Source organism: Bdellovibrio bacteriovorus (genome assembly GCF_041888015.1).
GTDB lineage: Bacteria > Bdellovibrionota > Bdellovibrionia > Bdellovibrionales > Bdellovibrionaceae > Bdellovibrio.
The window spans coordinates 2,210,218-2,229,768 of sequence record NZ_CP168968.1 but is presented as its reverse complement, the minus strand read 5'-3'; the positions used below and the strand labels follow the sequence as shown (position 1 = coordinate 2,229,768).

At 48.8% G+C, this 19,551-nt stretch carries 14 protein-coding genes; 6 read left to right on the top strand and 8 right to left on the bottom strand.

Annotated features, from left to right (window positions below):
• The first annotated feature begins 95 nt into the window (after positions 1-95).
• From ACES2G_RS10790 to ACES2G_RS10780, 3 genes are all read left to right on the top strand, one after another.
• Complete coding sequence (locus ACES2G_RS10790; RefSeq protein ID WP_347357449.1) at positions 96-2,024, top strand: response regulator; 1,929 nt, start codon at positions 96-98, stop codon at positions 2,022-2,024.
• A gap of 245 nt (positions 2,025-2,269) precedes the next feature.
• Positions 2,270-5,011 carry a PKD domain-containing protein gene (locus ACES2G_RS10785; RefSeq protein ID WP_347357451.1) on the top strand — a complete coding sequence of 914 codons (2,742 nt, stop codon included), beginning with the start codon at positions 2,270-2,272 and terminating at the stop codon, positions 5,009-5,011.
• On the top strand, positions 5,008-5,727 hold the full coding sequence (locus ACES2G_RS10780; RefSeq protein ID WP_347357453.1) for a hypothetical protein: 720 nt from the start codon (positions 5,008-5,010) through the stop codon (positions 5,725-5,727). Before ACES2G_RS10785 ends, ACES2G_RS10780 begins: the two co-directional genes overlap by 4 nt.
• A 3-nt stretch (positions 5,728-5,730) precedes the next feature.
• Here the strand turns inward: ACES2G_RS10780 and ACES2G_RS10775 are convergent, their stop codons facing one another.
• From ACES2G_RS10775 to ACES2G_RS10760, 4 genes are read right to left on the bottom strand one after another with little or no spacing between them, the layout of a single operon-like run.
• Positions 5,731-6,474 (bottom strand): SGNH/GDSL hydrolase family protein, encoded by a 744-nt coding sequence (locus ACES2G_RS10775; protein WP_374001897.1) that lies wholly within the window; start codon positions 6,472-6,474, stop codon positions 5,731-5,733.
• Between the two features lie 4 nt (positions 6,475-6,478).
• Complete coding sequence (locus ACES2G_RS10770; protein ID WP_374000154.1) at positions 6,479-8,257, bottom strand: hypothetical protein; 1,779 nt, start codon at positions 8,255-8,257, stop codon at positions 6,479-6,481.
• Complete coding sequence (locus tag ACES2G_RS10765) at positions 8,257-8,862, bottom strand: ATP-binding protein (protein WP_347357459.1); 606 nt, start codon at positions 8,860-8,862, stop codon at positions 8,257-8,259. The genes ACES2G_RS10770 and ACES2G_RS10765 overlap by 1 nt, the downstream gene beginning before the upstream one ends.
• 50 nt (positions 8,863-8,912) lie before the next feature.
• Complete coding sequence (locus ACES2G_RS10760) at positions 8,913-10,055, bottom strand: phosphatidylserine/phosphatidylglycerophosphate/cardiolipin synthase family protein (RefSeq protein ID WP_374000153.1); 1,143 nt, start codon at positions 10,053-10,055, stop codon at positions 8,913-8,915.
• A 67-nt stretch (positions 10,056-10,122) separates the two neighbouring features.
• Between ACES2G_RS10760 and ACES2G_RS10755 the strand changes: the two genes are divergently transcribed.
• Positions 10,123-10,839, top strand: coding sequence for a hypothetical protein (locus ACES2G_RS10755; RefSeq protein WP_374000152.1), 717 nt, complete (start codon positions 10,123-10,125; stop codon positions 10,837-10,839).
• Positions 10,840-10,842: 3 nt separating this feature from the next.
• On the opposite strand, the gene ACES2G_RS10750 is transcribed toward ACES2G_RS10755, so the two are convergent.
• Together ACES2G_RS10750 and ACES2G_RS10745 are read right to left on the bottom strand one after the other, a co-directional pair.
• On the bottom strand, positions 10,843-11,685 hold the full coding sequence (locus ACES2G_RS10750) for an MBL fold metallo-hydrolase (protein WP_374000151.1): 843 nt from the start codon (positions 11,683-11,685) through the stop codon (positions 10,843-10,845).
• 2 nt (positions 11,686-11,687) lie between these two features.
• Entirely contained in the window at positions 11,688-12,980 is a 1,293-nt protein-coding gene (locus ACES2G_RS10745; protein ID WP_347357467.1) for a hypothetical protein, read from the bottom strand.
• 161 nt (positions 12,981-13,141) lie between these two features.
• Between ACES2G_RS10745 and ACES2G_RS10740 the strand changes: the two genes are divergently transcribed.
• Positions 13,142-13,885: a helical backbone metal receptor gene (locus ACES2G_RS10740; RefSeq protein ID WP_374000150.1), complete on the top strand. Its 744-nt coding sequence runs from the start codon at positions 13,142-13,144 to the stop codon at positions 13,883-13,885.
• 76 nt (positions 13,886-13,961) lie between these two features.
• On the top strand, positions 13,962-15,065 hold the full coding sequence (locus tag ACES2G_RS10735; protein ID WP_374000149.1) for an alkaline phosphatase D family protein: 1,104 nt from the start codon (positions 13,962-13,964) through the stop codon (positions 15,063-15,065).
• A gap of 34 nt (positions 15,066-15,099) precedes the next feature.
• Here ACES2G_RS10735 and ACES2G_RS10730 read toward each other — a convergent pair whose 3' ends face one another.
• Entirely contained in the window at positions 15,100-18,402 is a 3,303-nt protein-coding gene (locus tag ACES2G_RS10730) for a hypothetical protein (protein WP_374000148.1), read from the bottom strand.
• On the bottom strand, positions 18,389-19,522 hold the full coding sequence (locus ACES2G_RS10725; RefSeq protein WP_374000147.1) for a hypothetical protein: 1,134 nt from the start codon (positions 19,520-19,522) through the stop codon (positions 18,389-18,391). The genes ACES2G_RS10730 and ACES2G_RS10725 overlap by 14 nt, the downstream gene beginning before the upstream one ends.
• Positions 19,523-19,551: the final 29 nt, after the last annotated feature.

Genomic DNA, 19,551 nt, shown 5'->3' with positions numbered 1-19,551 from the left:
GACGAAAGTCCAGTTCTAAGGGCGGGTACTGAACAACAGTCCCGCTTTTTGCTTTTTGTTCTAAATTGAACCTAAGAGTGAGCCGAAAAGGAAACGTGGAGCAAGGAAAATCAAAAATCCTTATTTTGGAAGATGACGAGACGGTCAGGAACTCTTTGAAAGAGATTCTGAGCCGTGCAGGTCATTCCGTCTTCGCCGCCAGTCGGCCGGATGAAGCCAATGGGATTTTGGCTAGCAATAGCGATCTTGAATTCTTGTTCTGTGATTGCCTTCTGCCTCAGATGACGGGCCTTGATTTTATCAAGCAGGCTCGCGCCAACTATCCCAACGCCAAATTCAAAGTGGTTTTGATGAGTGGTATTTACACGGATAAATCATTTATCCAGGAAGCCACTCAAAGCACTCAGGCTGTGGCCTTCATGAAAAAGCCCTTCGATATGGAGCAGGTGCTTAAAATCGTGAAGAAGGAAGAGGCTCCTCGTCGTGAGGAAGCCACCGCTCGGAAAAAGCTTTATCAGATGTTTGCCAATCCAACGGTGACCAACCGTCAGAAGCGCAAAGTCATCGAGTCCATTGAAGAAGTCAGCGGTTTTGACCTGCCATTCTTGTATTCTCTTTTGGTGGAAACCAAAAGCAGCGGTTACTTGAATATCTATAACGCCGACGGTTCTGTTTCCGGTATTTCCTTCTGCAATGGTAATATCGTGGGTGTGGACGTGGATGATCGCACCACCTTCCTGGGTGAGATGCTGATTCAAAGCGGCTACGCAACCCCGAAGGATGTTCAGGAAGCCTTGCGCGACAAGAACAACCGTAAAATCGGGAACTATCTGATTCAAAACAATCAGCTAAGTCCTCATGCCTTTGATTTAATCCTGATGGAACAAATGAATATCCGTCTGGTACGCACGATTGTGGATCAAAAGATCCGGGTGAACTTTGCCTCTGCGGAAGTAGAGATGAGCAATCCCAGCATCGATGCTGATACTTTATCCTATTATCTGCATGACTGGATTGCCTCTAAGATCTCGGTCAATTGGCTGAAGTCCCTTTATGTGATGTGGGCGGGTAATATCATTGTGAAAAGTCCGACCTTCCGGGATGACCATCCGGCTTTGACCATGTCTTTGGTGAAGTCTTTAGAAGGTCTTACAGTCAAATTGAACAATCAAATCACGCTGACTCAGCTTCTGGAAATCAAAGGCTACAGCGAGGTGGCGGTTTATAAAGCCATTCATTTCCTTTTGACCAAAGGACTTGTGGTCTTTGCTCAGCGTGCGGCGTTCTCCAATCCGGTAGAACAGCTTAAGGTTATTCGTAAGATCCACGCAGAGCTGGAACACAAGAACTCCTACGAGATCGTGGCCTACATGGAAACGGGAACTGGTGGGGGATCTGCGGAATCCATTCTGTCTGACTTTATGAGTCTGTTGGGGGATGAACCCTCCGACAGTTCTTCTGAGATCTATTCCTACTGGCACAAGGTGCGCGCTCTGGCTGAAGAGGCAATTAATGCCTCCAAAGACAGTAATAAGATTGATCAGTTCCGTCAGGCCAGCCAACGTTCTGAAGCTGAAGCCAAATTGAAAGCCACTTCTTTAATGGAAGAAGTGAAGAAGGCCCTGCAATACACTCAATATGCCAAGGCTTTGGAAGTATTGAGTGAGGTGGCGACACTCAATCCACAAATGCACCAGCTTCACTTGTACAGCGCCTGGGCCAAGCTGGGCTCTGTTGATATGGCCAAGAAGCAGTTTGTCCTTAAAGAAGTGGAACTGGAGCTTTTGCAGGTTCCACCTGACGAACGTTACGATCCGCTCTTCCCATTCGTCATCGGTCTATTCAATAAAACCAAAGGCGACGTTGTCGCTGCCCGCAAGTCTTTCGAGAAGAGCGTGGCCTTGGATCCTTCCTTTATTCCTGCGCGACGTGAGATCTCGATGCTGGGCTCTCAGAATAAAAAGCAGGATGTCTTCAATATGGACCTAAAGCAAGCCATATCGGGTTTCTTCAAAAAGCGATGAAAACGGCCCATTCGGCTGAACCGTTTTGATCGCTTTTTTCTCTTCGAGGGTTTTTGTGCCAAGAGCTGATTCCTCAGAGGGGATTGATCAAATTTTTTACGAAAAATTGGACATTTGAAAAGTGTTTTTTAAAGTGTCGAACTGTTAGGGAGTCGACTTAATCATATTGACCCGATTGTGTTAAATGGATGGAGATTTCTGCTTGTGCTTGTCAACATTATTGGTAAGCAAGCAAGGAGTCGCCGATGAACTACGGAAGAATCTTACTGCCCCTGGGTTTACTGGTTCTAGCAGGATGTCAGAAAAATTCGTTAGGTGAAGGTTCAGATACGATGGAAGCCGCTTCCTACTGTGCAGGGACAGTTTCCAAATCAACTTCGGATGAGTTGGTGATCGTCGGCGAGTCTGCGGCTGATGCCGGTACTCAGGTTAACTACTCCTTAAATCAGGCTGGAAATTGCATCAATAGTCAGAACGTCACTTGGAAGGCCGCGGGTGCCAACAGTCTTCGTTCAAATTCTTCAGGATTGACCTCAGTCTTTAAACGGGCCGGGACCTATGTGGTGACAGCTCAGGAAAAGACCACGGATTCTTCCTCCAGTGTGCAGCTGGCCTCTATGGTCACAACGGTTGTTAAGGAAGAACTGAAAGTGGCAGGGCCGCAGGCGGGATTCGTATATAATCCACTTCGTTTTGAATTGATTGTGCCATCTGATGTTACGGTGCAGACAGTGTCCTGGGACTTTGGTGACGGTTCAGCTCCGGCGACTTCTCACGCAGTGGAGCATGCCTTTTCCAATGAAGGCACTTATCAAGTGAAAGTCACTGTGACTCAAGCTGACGGCAAAGTCAGCAGTCTGAATCACCGGGTGAATGTTCTTATGTATATGGACGGGGCTTCTTGCGTTGAGCAGTTGGCAATCTCGGGCGCCAGTGAGGCGAAGGTGAAGGTTTCAACAGCAATGCACGTCTTCCTGCCTTCTTGTCTGGTTGACAAGGTGGGTGCAGTTCGTTGGAACTTTGGCGATGGTGGCACGGCCTCTAATCAATCGGTGACTCATGCTTATATGGCTGTGGGGAACTATCATGTGACGGCGACTCTTTATTTGGGTACCAGTCAGGAACCTTGGGTGACCTTGGACCACGATATCCGCGTGATCGAGGATCTTGTTATTGATCCGGAACCGGAAGTTCCTGTGGATCCGATGGCTTGTACGGTACAAGGGGCAACCCGTGAATCCCAGGGCGAGCTTTCTTCTGAAGAAGTGGCCTGCGGTCTGAATGGTAAAAAGACAGTTTCTTATCGCGAGCGCATCAAGGAAGAATGTAAACTTGTGGTGGAAAAACTGACTTGGGTTGAAGTTTCCCGCAACAAAGAAGTGACAAATGAAGGGGAATGCCAAGGACAGTCCTGTCAACTTCCGGATGGCAGCTTGTTGCCGGATGGTGGCAGCAAGGTGATGTACTCCACTTCCACTCCGGTGAACTCTTGTTCTTCCGTCAGTGAAACTCGTACATGTAACAATGGTGTTTTATCCGGTTCCGCGACTCATACGCAAGTTACTTGTCATGAAGGTTGCGGTAACTTTGGCTCTCACGGCACTGTGAAAACGGGTGTGGTGACTGGCGAAGTGAAAGTTCCATTGAAATGTTCCTTCGGCGAAGAAGGGTTCTTTGATCTCTATACTGAGATTTCGGACCAAACTTGTACTGACGGCAGCATCGTGAGCTCAAATACTCGTCAAGGCACCATGACAGAAGCCGGTAAATGTCCGGTCTATAAATACGTTTCAACTGAAGAATTCACAGCTTGTACGGCGGATTGTGGTGGTAAACAGAATCGCATCTTTATCTGTGTGGACGATAAAGGTACGAAAGTGGATAACATTCGTTGTGCGGACCAGGTCATGCCAGTGGAAGAGCGTCTGTGTGACGCCAATCCAGAGGCTGTGCGCAGTCAAAGTTCTGCGACCACTTTGGAAGAAGCTAACAGTTCTTCCAAATGTCCAGCCAATCAGATTGGTGTGATTGTGAAAACTCGTGAGGTCGTGACAACAAAAACATTTGCTTGTATCGACCATTCCGTTCAGTTGGAAAGTGAAGTGGCGGTGCCTGGTGCTTGGGTTGAAGAGAAATACTGCCGTGACTATGTGGCGCGTCGTTGTTCACATGACAGCTTGAGCAACACGGAAGCTAAAGGTCGCTATGACTGGATGGTGAAGTGTCAGGATCAGTTGCCGGTGATCAAGGAATTCCTGGCAAGCTTTGCGGATGTGACAGTTTCTGTGGGTGGCAAAAAAGTCGGTTTGGGATCTGCGGGTCAGGAGCTGTATGCGACCTTTATGGATCGCGCTTACAATCCTGAAAAAGCCTGGATTGCTCCGAAGAAGGCTAATGCCGCTTGTACAATGCCAGCAACAGCTTATGTGGCGACGGTCTGCGTATCTTCTTGTGCGACACCAGAACAGCAGATCCTGGCTGAAGATGTTGTCAGTAAGAAGTTGAAATACATGTCCTTCATTGATGCCTTTACTCAGCAGACAGCCAATGTTGGAACTATGCAATCCGCAGATTCCTTGAATAAAAATGCGGTTGTGAAAACAAAAGTGGACCAGTGGGTATCAGAGCTGGTGGATGGAAATCACGAGATTCTGGTGTTCAAAATGAAGTCCGGTCGTGAGTTGCGTGTGACCAAGAATCACCCGATCCTGGACAAGGATGGTTCTATGAAGGTGGCCGAGGAGTTCAAAGTCGGTGAAGCGCTTGTGCAAAGTGGCGGCACTCTGGATCCGATCGTGTCCATCAACGAGATCAGCTACTTCGGTAAGGTGTACAATGTCTTCGTACAGTCCAATGCGCCTCACAAGAACGTGGTTCTGATCAATGGCTATCTGAACGGTTCCGCATTCTTCCAGAATGCCGGAGCGAAAGAGATGAACAGAACGATCTTCCGTAACAACATGACTCGCGGAGTGTTTGGCAAATGAGAATGAGAACGCTGGTTATCCTGTCTGTGTCCCTGACGTGTGTTGGTATCGGCTTGAGCCTGTACTTGAAATCACAAAAGTCTCATGAATCGGAGTCCCAGATGACTCCGGTTCGTGAAGAGGCGCCGGCAGTAAATCCGATTGCAAATGAAAAAGAACAAGCTGTGGCCGCGGGAGCAATACAAATTCCTGCGGCAAGCTCTGTAGCCCCAGAGGTCGCTGCGCTCTGGAAAGACTATAAATACACACATGACCTGCAGAAGTATGCGGATCTTGGTAAAAAGGCCATTCTGCTGGAACCGGATAAACTGGTAAAGCGCCGCTTGCTGAAGGACGAAAACTTCCTGCGCAGTCTGGAAGCTTTGGTCAAAACAGCCCCCGTGGATGAACAATCTCAATCCATGCAGAACTCGGCCCTGGATTTTATATTTGAATCCTTGAATACAGATATGCGCCAGGTGGCTATTGAAATTCTTAAGAATGTCGTGGCAGATCCGACGGTGGAAAATACGGGAGTGAATGAAATGGATCGAAAAGTCCTGGCTGGAGTCAAAGCCGAAGCACTGTATCAGTGGTCGGCCGTGGACCCGTCGGCAGAAAGAAGTATCAACGGTCTTTTGCCCGGGCCGGTCAGCGAGAAAATTTGGGTTAACGTCAAAAAGCAGCAGGAAAGCAATCTTGGTGAATCCGCGATGCTGCAGGCATCACAGCAGTAATCCCTATCGAACTCCTGCTGGTGTATCCGTTTTGGTCGCGGCAGGTGATGGTGTCCCTTGAGCTGATTTCAATTTGAGTCCTTTGATTTTTTCAACAACAGCCTGACCCCATTTGGCCGAGTCATTCGGTCCATAATGAATCCCATCAGATTTTCCAGACGGATACTGAGTCAGTTTTGTCGAATCGATAAAGTGGCATTGATTTTTTTCTGCCAATGCCTTGATGGTTTCCACCCCACTTTGCAGATTCTTGCTAAAGGGTGCTTTTGCCAGATCTGGCGGTCCGACCCACACGCATTCAGAACCCTGAGCGCGGATAGCCTTCATCATGCTTTCGATATGTTTTTTCTCAGAAGAGATATTCCCAGGGCTTGCCAGAATGTTGGTGCCCAGAGTGATGACTGTCAGTTGGGGACGCAGGTTTCTTAGTTCGCTATTGAAAGAGGGGAGTTTGTGGCTTTTCACCCGGGTTTCACGATCAGCGGCACTTTTTTTCCAGAAACCACAGTTGGTGGATTTGAAGTTGGCCGTCGTGGTCGTCCAAGTGGATGGAGATGATCCGCAGCTTGAATAAGAGGTCACTTGCTTGGCACTGGTGCGGAAGTGAGCATCCAGAACTTCGCCATATTTTCCATAGGCATGGGAGTCACCCAGCAGCAGGACGCGGTCCAGAGACTTTTCCGGAGCTGCTTGCGCTGTATTAAAGAACAGAAGACCAAGGATCAAAAAGCTTTTCACTGGGGACATCATTTTAAAACTTCCAGAACAAGCTTGTGCCGACGCCGATCTGCATTTCTTCCTTGGCGGCAGCGGGATCGAATTTGTAATCATTCAGATCCAGTCCGTAGCGCCAGAACCACTCATTGGAGAGTTGAACATAAGCCTGTGCTTTAAGAGTGTAAGCAGATTTGATTTTAAAATCACTGCCGGAAGAACCCGCGTAGTACTGCAGCTTTAACTCGGACCAGTCCATCATGGAGCGTAACCAACGGTGAGGTTTGTTGATCATAAAGGCACCCAGTCCAAACGCTGTGGCGCTGGCACTTTCACCTTGGATCATCTGAAGCGGCACGGACAGTCCCCAAGAGGCATCAACCAAATTAAAGCCCTCATGGGCGCGCCATAAAAGCTCTACGGTGGTCAGGTCCGCTTTTGCATAATCATCTTTTTCGATCAGTTGCTGCTGACGTTCAATCGCCAGACCCCAGTGGAAACGGGACCAGTCGGCATTGATCCACAGGAAGTTTTCAATCCACCATTGGAACTCCACTGTGCCATAGGCAACCCCGGAGGGGGTTTGATAACGGCCGCCCAAGCCCAGTCCGAAGGGCTGCCCGCGGAAGACGTCATTGCCGACAACAAAATTGTGTCCATCTGCCGAAACGTTCAGATAGCGGCGATTCTCTACGCCCGCAGGGATGTCCTGAACAGTCCAGACGAACTGATTTTTCTTCGACATCTCCAGGCGAGCTTCCTTGTCACTCTCGGGAACTTTGACGGCGATTCCGGCGGGTGCAATGCCTGTAAAGCTCAAGGAAGAAGAATAAGTGCGTACCGCTGAACGGGCAGAAAGATAAGGGCGATTTTTTTCGCGAGGCAGTTGCCCCCGGATGTAGAATTCCTGTCTCATCGGAATATCGCCGTCACCTTTCAGGAACAAGACCGGGCGGGATTTAGGCAATGAGATCTGCCATTCAGTGTCCGAGATTTTTTTGACCTTCTTTTCGTCCACGGGTTCCGCACCCGAAGCTGTCAGGATCAGGCGCTCGCCATCATCAGAAACCACTGCATCTTTGAAATCTACATCCTTTTTGCGTGTTTCGATTTCAAGGAAGGCCCCACTGCGGGTGGCGGCACGGAAGGCGACATTTTCACTGCGATCATTCAGGTAAATGATCCCTTGGTTGCCCACGACTTTGCCGTTGATTTCAATCTGGGCTGGTTTTTTAGTGCTGGAACGGGCTTTGACCGTCATCTGACCTTGTTGAGAGCTCAGGTACAGTTCGTTGGAACACAAGTACAAACGCGTTTCTTCGCTTTCACGGTAAATGCAGAAAACCATGAACGGCAGGTACTTCATGTCATCGACCAAACTGGTTTCCACTTCTTCGACAACGAAGTCCGCTTTTTCTGAGCGCAGACCTTCTTCGTCGTTGGTGGTGTTTTCCGCGGAGATCTTGACGTTGTCTCTATTCAAGGCGGCATTGAAGATGGCTTTGCCGGAATTGTTTTTGATCGCCAGTTCGCCTTCTTTAATCAGGCCAGCAGGCCAGGTGAAGCGGATGCGGTAGGAGCCTTTTTTGGCCGGGGAGGGTTCGATTTGGAACGTGACCTCGGTAGTGTCGATCAGAATATCACCGACCTTCAGGCGATCTTCGTCCATTAAGGTGTACTCAAAACGCTGCGGCAAAACCTGAAGGTTGTTTTTGTCAGCCTGGAAATAAAGAGGCTTTAATTTGGCGGAGCGGGTTTGTGCCCATGACGGGGAAACAGAGAGCAGGCAAAGCAGAGAGAGCAAAAACAATCTCATTACAAAAGCTCCTTTTTAATTTCTTCCGCACTTTTATGCGCCATGATCGCACGGATCACCGCCAGCGAAGTTGTCATCTTGGACAGGAAATCTTCGTTGTGGGAGATAACCACACGGCGGGGGTGTCCGCTCCATGCGTCTTTGATACGGCTATTCAGATCCCAGGCTTCCTGGAAGGTTTCGGTGCGAATGGGGTTGGAGGCGTCGTAGTAGTCCGCTGAAGCCGTGTCGAGATGGATCACCCAGTCGTAGCGCGCCAGCTCTTTTTCTTTGGTGGTGCTCAGAGCGGTGAAGAAATCCACCGGTGCGGAGCTGGGCCAGTAGGCGGCACTGTCCAGAGAACCACGGTCGCACACAATCAGGTTTTTCTGACTGACGTAAGAAATCATCGCTTCCAGTTCAAACTGAGTGGCATAAATGGCCCGTTGGGCATGGACCACAGTTTGTGGATCTTTGTAGCGGGGAAAACCACCGCGGTACAAAATACTGGCAGCTTCAGGGACGATAGCACAGCGTTGGCCGAGCTCTTTTTTGAGAGCTTCGATAAGTGTTGTTTTTCCCCCTGACGGGCCTCCGGTGATCGCGACTTTGACTGATGAATCCATTTCTCTATGGTCCTCAATAACCCGGCAGGAGGTCAAAACAAAAAACGGGTTCAGAGCATGTAACGCAGCCTGAAGGCAATTTTGTAAAGGATTCTTGTAAACCAGGATGGGGCGGAAAAGTCTTTTTCTGAGACGGCTTTAGAGTGAGAGATATCCTGCTGCCATTGCTGGAGCATGCTCTGCAGGCTGTGACTGTCATTCAGAATGGCTTCGACCTCAAGATCATGCAGGATGCTGCGATGATTGAGATTGAAAGAGCCGATAAAGACCTCGTCATCGATAATCATGGTTTTGGCATGCAGGATGGACCTCTGATATTCAAAGATCGGAATTCGTCGCTGCAATAAAAAACGCACTATATAGAATGCGGCCCATTTCACCAAAGGGACATCGGATTTTCCGGGAATCAGCAGTTGCACATCGACTCCACGGCGGGCGGCTTTCATCAGGGCCCGTAGCAGTGATCTTCGTGGCAGAAAATAGGCCGTGGTCAGGTAAATGCGTGACTGCGCCTGAGTCAGGCGGCGAAGCAGGTCGCGATACAATTTGCGACGCAGACGCTGAGTGGTGTTTAAGCGCAGGACTTCCCGCGCCGGGTCCTCGTTCAGCTTCCAGCGGCCAACCCAGCCGAGCAGGCCTTTCATGAAGGTGCGCAGATAAGATATTTGGAAGGCCAGTACCAGGCGTTTGACAGGCGCACCCTCCACCCAAACGCCGGTGTCACGCCAAGCTTCATCGCCAACAAAGCTTGCACAGTGGACTTGCGTGAAGTTCAAACTGCCAAGATAGGCACGGGTTTCATCGATGATTGTAATTTTGCGATGGGTTCGGCGATTCACACGGCGAAACAGCAAAGAGCCTCGCAAGGAATACTTCAGAACAAATTGGTGAGCCCACAGTAAAGGATAAGGGAGTGGGTGAAAAACCCGCAGCTCCAGACCGGTTTCGGTGCAGAAGCGATCCAGAAATGGAATGGATGTATAGGAGCCAAAACCATCCACCACCAGCTTGACGGTGCAACCTCGCTCCCGGGCGTTTTTCAATTCTGCAAGGATGGTCTTGGTCAGTTTGTCTTCTGTAAAGATATAGGATTCAATGGTGACGCTACGACGAGCCTGTCTTATATCTTGGATGAGACTATGGAAGTAGTCGTCACCGTTATAGAATATTTCAGATTGGCTCCATGACTCCATATGTCGATTGTTCAATAATTTATTAAAAAAGTCGACAGCAAAGCGGGGGGAAGGGCACACTCACTTTATGGTATTAAGCAACATAAAGAATCTGAAGAGAGTTCTGGCGGGTGGTCTTTTGACTTTGGGGTTCTGCGGAGCAACATGGGCTCAGGCGGCACTTCCTTCTTCTAAAACAACCGTGATCTATTTTGGACAAAATAAGGCCGAAGACTTTGAGTTGAAGATAAAGCCTGTTTTTGCTGACTTTGTGAAGTCCTGCAAGGGCTGTGAAATTCTGAACTATACGCCTTATACAAAAAATGGCGATGTGGACATGGAGTCCCTGCAAGAGCGCGTGGAGTCTTTGCCAGACAGTACCAGCTTTGTGTTTTTTGATTTTAACATGAAGGCCAACGACACCAATAAAGAACTGGTGGATGTTCTGAATAAAAAAGCAGATTCAGGCATGGTGATTGTTGGTGCTGCCGGAGGACCTCGTGCCTCTGAGGCGTCCAGTCCATTGAGCCGTACGATCTTGGGGCAGATTCATGGAGCTTTAATCATTGGTGAGTTGGGTGAAAGAGACCGCTTGTTCCCGGTGATTGGATTCTATGGGCCGGAGATGCTAACAGCTTTGCGCGCACCACGAGATTTGGTGGGGCAAGGTTACAGCCCGTTGATCTTTACTGCGAATCTGGCCAGTAATTGGCAGAAGCGTTCTTCTTCTGAATGGGTTGAACACTTCCGCATGAAGAAAATGAAAACCCGCAAGTTGTGGTTGGATTTGGGTGATTTGTTCTAAAAATTAGCGTCCTGGAAACAGGACCACACGATCCCGGAATTCTGCCGGGATTTTTTGTTTCAGGAGGTGTAAAGCCTCCCTGTCCGAATATCTGCTGGAAGCATGAATTAAAACAATCTGTTCGCTCTCGATATCTTTCAGACGTGGGACGATTTCGTCAATGTGGGTGTGTCCCCAAGTACGCGCATGTTCAATGCTTTTTTTCTCGTCCAGATAAGTGGCTTCCAAAAATAAGATTTTAGAATGGCGAATCCACGGGCGGGAATCCAGGAACTCAATTTGAGTGTCTCCTGTAAAGCTGACCACTGGGATATGAGTTGTTTCATTGACCTCAATGCCTTTGCGGCGCAGATCCACGATTTCTTCCTGGGTATAACCCAAGTACTCTTTCTTCAGTTTTTTATGGATCTCAAACAGAGTGTAACCATAGGACTCGATGCGATGAGTGGTCGGGAAGACCTTGATATAGCACTGGGCGTTCAGGGGAATCTCATCATCCGCCTGAACGGGAACGAATTCATAGTTGTACTGATGGCCTTCGATCTTTTCCCAGATCTTCATGATCTGATCCAAGGGCTCCACTAAAGACCCCGGCATATAGAACTTGCCTGGGGGCTGAGAGGTCATTGCCTTTTGCGAGATGATGTAAGGAATCCCAGCCGCATGATCTAGATGGCCGTGAGAGATAAAGAACTGCTTTAAGTTTAAAAGAAACGGATAGCCTTGAGCCACATCAAAGCTCAAAGAGAGTTCGGGCATGGCAATCGCTGTGCGAATGCCCGACAGCGACAGGCCATGGAATTTATACTTTTGATAATTCCAACTCTCTCCGGCTTGAACTGACATAGCTACATGCAGCGCGCCACGATATCGTGGCCGATCCAGGCAACAGGATTCTTCGGCTTCCAAGAGTCATGAAGCATGACATAGCCACAGGACTTAAAGACCACTTCGCTCAAGATGGCCGTGATCAGATTTTTGGAATCTTTGTGCATGTCGAAAAGCTTATCCGAGCAGGCCAGCATAGTTTCCATTTGATCCAGGCGGGAATGTTGAGGCCACTGCTCAAACTTACAGAACTCCAAAGTCAAATCGCTGGTCATATAGTCGTTGATCAGTGTGATGATTTGTTCAAGTGTGACATCATCTTTGAGAAGGTCCTTGCAGGCGTTCAAAACCTGCTCAGCATGTTTCTTGTCTCCGGCGTCTTTTTGAATAGCTGCAAGCAGAGGGTAAAGTGGTACTTCAACACCTTGGAAGACGTTGCTGGAGTTCGTCAGGATTTCCGGGCAGTTGTAAACGCAGCAGTTGATGCCCTGTTTTGCGAATTTTTCAGAGTGCTGTTCCAAAGCCATTTTCGCCCAGCCTTGGAAGTAGCAAGTGTAAGTTTGCCATTTGTACTCGCCACGGATCATGATTTCGGTGCCGTGATAGCCGTACGCCGTGTAAGAAACGTGGCCGCCTTGAGCTTCAAGTTTTTGGCGAAGGGGTGTGGAAAGCTCAACCAGATGGCGGAAGGTTTCAGCAGTCACTTCCTTAAAGCTTGTCAGGCAAAGCTGACCGATTTGTGAATCCATCAGGGTCTTGGAGGAAATATGGCGATCGCCAGTTCCTTTGCAAACGCGATTTAGAATCGGCATCAGGATTTTGGTGCGTGGAACGCCACCGGCCATCAAGTGCGCGAACAGAACATTGGCGCCTGTCGGGATGTGTTTTTCCAGCTCTTTGAGGAATAGGTCGGTGTTTTTTCTGAATCTGGTAATGCCATTTTGCTGAGACTCTTCAATAGAGGCCCAGTTCAAGTTGACCTGGTCCCATTCTCCAATTTTGATACCTTCAAGTTGGGCGCAGGGAGTGACACCTTTGGAGTCTGGCTCCATATCGAAGCCTGCTTCAAGGGGAATATTGATAAATGGTGCCGGGATGTTTGCAGATTCTTCAGCAGTCAAAGGGCGCAGGCTTCCGTCTTTTTCACGGCGGCCCACAGTGGCGCGAACGATTGTCATGCCACGGCGTTCAGCTTCTTCAACCAAACCGTTGGCGTATCCGCGCGTGAAAAGCTCGCCGAACAAAACAAGGACATCGCCTTTTTTGTAGGGGCTCAAAGCCGGTTTTTCATGAAGAGGGAACAGTTGCGTCATAAATACCTCACAATATAAGCAGACATACTTGTCCGACCCCCAGGATGGGTCAAGTTTAGCTGCGTTGCTTCGTCGGCAGCTGATGGCAAGTAGGCCTTGGTCCTCGCACCTTGTAAAAACGAAGACCCCGAGGTACAAATTAAGTGCTTCAGGAGGATGCGGTGCGAGTTGTAAGTATGGTTCCGTCGTGGACCGAAACACTATTAAAAGCGGGGGTGCAGGTTGTTGGCCGCACGCGCTTTTGCATTCATCCACCTAAAATGATCACCAATATTCCTATTGTTGGCGGCACGAAGGAAGTGTCCTGGGATCTGGTCATGGATTTGAAGCCGGATCTGGTTATTCTGGATCAGGAGGAAAATCCGATCGAGATGGCCGAGGAGTGTCCGGTTCCTTACCTCGCAACGCATGTGTCTTCATTGCCAACATTGCAAAAAGAACTGGCACGTCTGGGGGAGCACTTCGAAAATCCGGCTCTGATAGAAATGTCAGTGGAAGCCTTGGATATTGTCGAGGCTCCGCCGTTGAAATGGGATATGCAAAAGATCCCGGGTTTTTTAGAGTGGGTTCGTCCGCCTTCCCGCAACTATGAGGAAGTTCTGTACCTGATCTGGAAAAAGCCCTGGATGACGGTCAGTCGGGAAACCTATATTGGTTCGGTTCTGGAAAAGCTAGGTGCCAAAGTGGTCAGCTTTCCTGAGGGCGACAAGTATCCCGTGATTGAAATCGAGGATTTTAAAGACGCTTTCGCCTTATTTTCCTCTGAGCCATTTCCGTTTCAAAAAAAAATCTTGGATTTGAAGGCCATGGATATCGACGGGGCTGTCGTAAATGGGGAATCTTATTCCTGGTTTGGCGTCCGCAGTTTGGAGTTTCTAAAAGAAGCTTACGCGAAGAATTCATAGACAGATCTTGCTGTTAAGATACAATAAAAATTCACGATTTCATGGAATGAATTTTTAGTGGAAGGATCTGCACGTTATGGAAATGTCGTCTTGGGCATCTCGTCTTTCTTTGGCTGTTTTAACGACTCTTTTGACAACCTCTTGCGCTGAAAAAAGTCAGGCACCGGAATCCCTGACGCTGAAGATGATGCGCATGCAGGCTGAGGCGAACTATCAGTCAGAGCTTCCACAAAAAGATCTTCGTCAGGTTAAAGATGTTCACCGTGTGGCCTTCGTCTGCTGTGCTTTGCAGGATCAGGAACAAAAGCTCTGGTCTCAAGTGGCAGCAAACAAACCGGATGTCGTGGTGTTCACTGGAAATTCAGTCAGCTCTGTTCGTTTCGATGAAAAACCTCTGTCAGCTCAATACAAGAAATTGGATCAGATTTCGGAATATCGCGACCTTCGCAACAATGTTCCTTTCCTGGCCGTGTGGGATGAGTTGGATTTCGGAATTCGTAATGGGGATTCCAGTTTCCAAAGTAAGAATGAAAACCGTCAGGCTTTTTTGGATTACTGGAAATACATCGGTAAACTTCAGCCCTCATCTGCCAAGGGTGTGGAGCATTCTGTAATTCTGGGTGCTCCTGGAAAACGCGTGCAGTTTATTATGCTGGATACGCGATTCTATGCGACTCCGTGGTTGGATGCCGGCGTGGATGGGGAGTTTAAGAAGAACTGGAACAAGTCGGACTCTTTGCTGGGGCCAGGGCAATGGGCATGGCTGGAGTCGGAACTGCGTAAAGAGGCCGAGTACCGCGTGATTGTGTCGCCACTGCAGATGGCAGCAAATTCGGGCGGCTGGGAACGCTGGGGATTGTTCCCGCTGGATCGTCAAAAATTCTTTGATACTTTGCGTGCAACCAAAGCTCACAAGGTTGTGATTGTCAGTGGCAATCGTGGTTTTGGATCTTTGGCCAAGGTTGAACTGTTGGAAGATTACGGTCCTTTGTATGATATGACGGTAGGGCCTTTGAATGGTGCAACCGAAAATCGCGAAGAAGATTTCCATTATGTGGGTAAAGCGGTTTCCGCCGTTAACTTTGGTTTGATTGAGTGGGACTGGAAAAAGAAGGCTGTGAAGCTGAAACTGATGGATGAAAATAATCAGGCTATCGAATCTCTGAACTTGAATCTTTAAAAACAAAAAGCCCACTTTTCAGTGGGCTTTTTCATTACTTCATCAGGTGCATGCCCGGGTAAGACGGGGCTGGCATCTGGAACAGTTGTTCCATCATTTTGGTGGCTTGAGTCTGAGGATCTTCTTCTTTCTCAGAACCTGTTGGCATTCCAAAGCTGCCTTTCATAGCCAGAACAAAGCGGTTGAAGTCCTGAGTGGAACGCAAAGCCAGGAAGAAGTTTCTGTTGCGTGCGTCACCGGAATCCTGCATTTGGCTGGAGCCAGTCTCTTGAGCGACCAGGTAGTAGTTCTCGGTGATATCAACAGGTTTGCTGCTGACCACACCTTCACAGAGCATGATACCGCGAGTGACCGCTTGTCCTTTTTCTTCGTCCGTCAGGCGGTGATTCAGAACATTGACATAGTCACGGCGACCGAACCAGGACTTGCTGTCCTTGATGAACAAAGTCGGATTCATACGAACTACCACACACTGTTCGTGTTTGTTCACACGCACTTTGAAGATGCTCTGCTGTACAGTCATAGATGTCGAACCATTCACGGAAATCGAATTCCCAGAGGTTTTATTCTCAGAAACACCCCATTGCATGGTGTAACCCAGATCCACGCCCAAAGAGACCAAATCCAGGAACTTCTTGGAAAGACCCACTTTAGCCGTGATGCTGGTTGAGCGGCTGGAATAGTTGGATGTTGAAGCGCTCAAAGAGAAGCTTGTGCCCACAGACAGCCCCTGATTCAGACCTTTCAGGTACTGCATGCCACCGACTTCTTTGGTGATCATTTGCTTTTCGACGTGGAAGAACTTGGACGGATTCTTGCGAGTCATGCCCATACAATCCAGACCGAAAGCGGTTTTCGTGTTTTCACTGACAGCGCCACCTTTGCTGGCGAACATCGTTTTACCCAGATAGTCTGTGGACCAGAAAGCACAAAGCTTTTCTGCTGTGGCTGGGGAAAGAGTTCCCGTCGCCAACAGGCCCTGCAGGTCGGCCTTGGTGATTTGCAGGCGCTCTGTAATTGTGGAAGTGATGCCTAGGGCCTTCAACAAGGGACGGGACGCATCAGCCTGATTCAGGTTGATCAGATTCAGGTTGTTTTCCTTCGCAAAGATTTCTTTTTGCGCACGAGCTTGGATCTTCTGTTTGATAGCTGCTTTTACTTTCAGGCCATCAGCTACAACGCGAGCAATGATGTTCTTCTGAGACGTGTTGTTTTCGCCCTGACCCTTTAAAAGGAAAGCGCTGATCGCAGAGGCGTCCATAATTCTCAACGGACGAGTGGATTCGTCAATATTCAGAGTGATAGGGCCGATATAGGTCGGATTTTCCAAAGTGGAAGCTGTCTCAATTGCAGAGTCCATGGACTGGGAAGCATCCTTCAGGCGGATCTCTTCTTTGTCGGCGATCACTTTGGTTTCGTCCACCGGATGAATTTCCACCAGAATATTGTTACGGTTCCCCAGAGATTTCAGGTCCTGAGTTTGGAAAGTAATATCAGTGTTGATCAAACCGTTCATGACGTTGACAAAGCGATCCGCAGACGCCACATAAGTGTTCTGTTGATCGTAATCGCGGTTTTGTACGATGGCGATTTTCATCAGATAAACACCGTCACGCAGTCTTTGAGTTTCAGAACGACCGTTGGACAAGCTGGAGTAGATCAGCAGGCGTGGGTCCATTTTGAACTGAACTTTTTTGGTAACTGTCAGGTTCAATTGATCGTCAATAGAGTATTTGTAAGACAAGGTGTTGTAAGTGAAGCTGTCCAGCATCACTTGCGAACGCGGACGGCTTTCTTGAGAGCAGCTTAGAACCAGCTTTTCAGTGGCATCGACATAGCGCATGTCACGAGCCACGGCGCTGGAAGCTTCCCAAGGGTTGACGATCAGGTCGAATTTTTCATTCATACCCAAGTCGCTGTTTTCGATCTGTACCTGACCTTTGAGATAGTGCTGACAATCGAAATAGTTGAAGGTGATGCTTTCATCCCAGTTCAAGCAGGAGTTATTGTCCGTTTTCAACGTCACAGTGCGGGCGGCCTCAGTTTCGGACTGACGGAACTTGGTGACCGTGAAGGTGTGAGCACGGGTGTTTTTCTGGTCCAGACCATTTCTGACACAGGCACGGACGTTATACACGATCTCGCGAGTGGAGGTTGTTTCCTTACCCACGCGGATATAGCGGAACTCCATCTGGGAAACTTCGATTTTTGGTTTCTGATAAGTGTCCTGATCCATGGTGCCGTTCTTGCTAACTTGAGACACTTCATTCATCTGGGCGTTCACGTACTGGGACAGTTTAAAGTCTTTGGTTTGCGCCACGATGGTATTGATCTTCAGGAAGGAAGCACCTTTGATCTGGTCGTATTCACCCAGGAAATAAAGACCTTCAAAGGACATCAGGCCCTCGGGGCCATTTGTCGGCTCCAGATTCACGCCCAGCATGATCTGACCACGTGTTGGCAAAGCCGGAAGATGCATCGGTGCCTTGATCGCCAAGGAACCGTTTTCCATCTTGATGTCCTGTGCTTCAGAAACCGTCATCAGGCGGCGTACTTCTTTGTTGTCGTGCTGATAGATATGGATCAATTGCATTTTGGCTTTGAAAGAGCCTGCAGTCAGAGGGCGCAGGAACATTTCGCCATTCATTTTGGTCATTTGGATGGAAACATTCGGGCGCATTTCCACGATCAAAGTCACGCCATCAGTGGTCATCTTTTGTTCTGTGACGAACAAACGACCATCTTCCACCCAAAGAGGGCGGCGGGCTTCGCTTTTGCCATCATTGGAGAAACCTTTCAAAGCCATCTTGCCTTGTTCCTGGTTGTCCACCAGGCGCGGGATGCTGTTGCCATCGTCAGGATTCAGAACTGGGGTCAGGCTTTCCCCATGAGACCATGGGTTGATCGCAAAGGCCACTTTCTGAGTGCCTCTGTGCATGCCAGTGCCTTTGATGGTTCTTTCGATACGGATGTATTGAGATTCGGCCAGGAAGTTGAAGCCGACGCGTTCGGCCCAAGTCAAGCAACCGGCCTTGTCTGTGGTAACTTGTTTTTCCATCTCTTCAACGATGAAAGTGTGGCCTGCGACGATCTTGTCGAAAGCGACGTCTTTGATACATGCCTGAAGATTAAAAACTTTGGAATTTGGCAAAGCGAAGTTTCCGTTCACGGAAACTTCCAACGCTTTGGATTTGTCTGCCATTGGTTGTGCCGTGAAAGTCGCAGCGCTGTTGCCCAGGCTTTCTTTTTCCTGTGGTGCTGGCAGATTACATCCCGCTAAAGACAGGGCGTAAAGACCTAGAAGAGCTTTAAGTAGGGCGGTCTTAGAGATTTGCATAGGATGTCTCCAGCTTAATCATCAAAGTCTTTTCGCGAGATTGAGGTTCACGTTGGAACATGACTTCCGCGTCTGTATATTTCATACCGACATTGAAGCCTTCTTTTTTAAATACCAGATAGCTTTCCGCAGAGTAACCAACGCGGTTGGTTTCAAAGCTGGAAGCGTTGAAGTAAGCCACCGCAGACTCTGGCGCGATAGAGAAATAGCTGCCTTCCACGACCAGGTCCAAGTCCTTGCTGAAGTGAATTTCCGCAGCCAGGAAGTAGCGTGTAGCTGTGTTTTGATCAGAAGGAGCTTTTTGATTCTGCAAATATTCAGCACCAGCTTTGAGGTCCAAAAGGCTGAATACCGGGAATTCAATCTCAGTGGAGGCTTCGATACCCTCGTATTTATACATAAAGGCATATTGAGCTTCAGAGATCTTTTCCACGTCGTTCCCCAGCAGATTGGATTTTTGCGCCACTGCAGAAGGAAGGTTGTTGTAAATGAAATACCCTGCAGAAGCTTTCCAGTACAGATTGCGAGCCGCCTGCCATTGGAACTTCAAGGAGGCAGTATTCAGGGACGGTGTTGCTTCAAGGTCCTTGGTGTTTGTGCTTAAAGACGTGGAAGTTGGAATAGCTGTTTCCACACCCAATGTCGTTTTGGTATTACCCAACTTCAGCAAGCCCTCCATGCGGGCTGCGGGGAAGGCAATGCTATCAACCAGAATGTCGGTGTGCATATGGCGCTGATTTAAAGCTCCCGCCGACAGGCGCAAAGCAGAGACGGGCAGATAGTGAGCTGCCGCTTGGTTCAAAAGGATCTTGTTTTCGGCTTTGTCAGCGCCATCCACAGATTGGGTCTGACCGGATTGCAGGCGCAGGGAAGGTTGAATGTCTAGTTGCAAGGTGCGGTGAAGAAGGTACTTGGCTTTGATATCTGTACGGATATCCACAAGCTTAGCCTGGCTGCGCTCGTCGTGGATGTCAGAGCCCTGCAGGCGCAGTCTCCATTCCGCAGAGAAGCGGCTTTGCTCTTTCGTCTCAGGCAATACAGTGCTGATCTGACCTTGCGCCCATGTTTGCGCAGTCAGTATCAAAGTGAGACAAAGTGTTGAAATCGCAGTTCTTCTCATGCCAACCCCATTACCTACAGGGAATCATT

What these genes read in the sequence shown, in the direction of transcription:
- ACES2G_RS10785 (WP_347357451.1), top strand. Translation starts at nt 2,270, where the DNA reads ATGAACTACGGAAGAATCTTACTGCCCCTGGGTTTACTGGTTCTAGCA.
- ACES2G_RS10780 (WP_347357453.1), top strand. Translation starts at nt 5,008, where the DNA reads ATGAGAATGAGAACGCTGGTTATCCTGTCTGTGTCCCTGACGTGTGTT.
- ACES2G_RS10775 (WP_374001897.1), bottom strand. Translation starts at nt 6,474, where the DNA reads ATGTCCCCAGTGAAAAGCTTTTTGATCCTTGGTCTTCTGTTCTTTAAT.
- ACES2G_RS10770 (WP_374000154.1), bottom strand. Translation starts at nt 8,257, where the DNA reads ATGAGATTGTTTTTGCTCTCTCTGCTTTGCCTGCTCTCTGTTTCCCCG.
- ACES2G_RS10765 (WP_347357459.1), bottom strand. Translation starts at nt 8,862, where the DNA reads ATGGATTCATCAGTCAAAGTCGCGATCACCGGAGGCCCGTCAGGGGGA.
- ACES2G_RS10760 (WP_374000153.1), bottom strand. Translation starts at nt 10,055, where the DNA reads ATGGAGTCATGGAGCCAATCTGAAATATTCTATAACGGTGACGACTAC.
- ACES2G_RS10755 (WP_374000152.1), top strand. Translation starts at nt 10,123, where the DNA reads ATGGTATTAAGCAACATAAAGAATCTGAAGAGAGTTCTGGCGGGTGGT.
- ACES2G_RS10750 (WP_374000151.1), bottom strand. Translation starts at nt 11,685, where the DNA reads ATGTCAGTTCAAGCCGGAGAGAGTTGGAATTATCAAAAGTATAAATTC.
- ACES2G_RS10745 (WP_347357467.1), bottom strand. Translation starts at nt 12,980, where the DNA reads ATGACGCAACTGTTCCCTCTTCATGAAAAACCGGCTTTGAGCCCCTAC.
- ACES2G_RS10735 (WP_374000149.1), top strand. Translation starts at nt 13,962, where the DNA reads ATGGAAATGTCGTCTTGGGCATCTCGTCTTTCTTTGGCTGTTTTAACG.
- ACES2G_RS10730 (WP_374000148.1), bottom strand. Translation starts at nt 18,402, where the DNA reads ATGCAAATCTCTAAGACCGCCCTACTTAAAGCTCTTCTAGGTCTTTAC.
- ACES2G_RS10725 (WP_374000147.1), bottom strand. Translation starts at nt 19,522, where the DNA reads ATGAGAAGAACTGCGATTTCAACACTTTGTCTCACTTTGATACTGACT.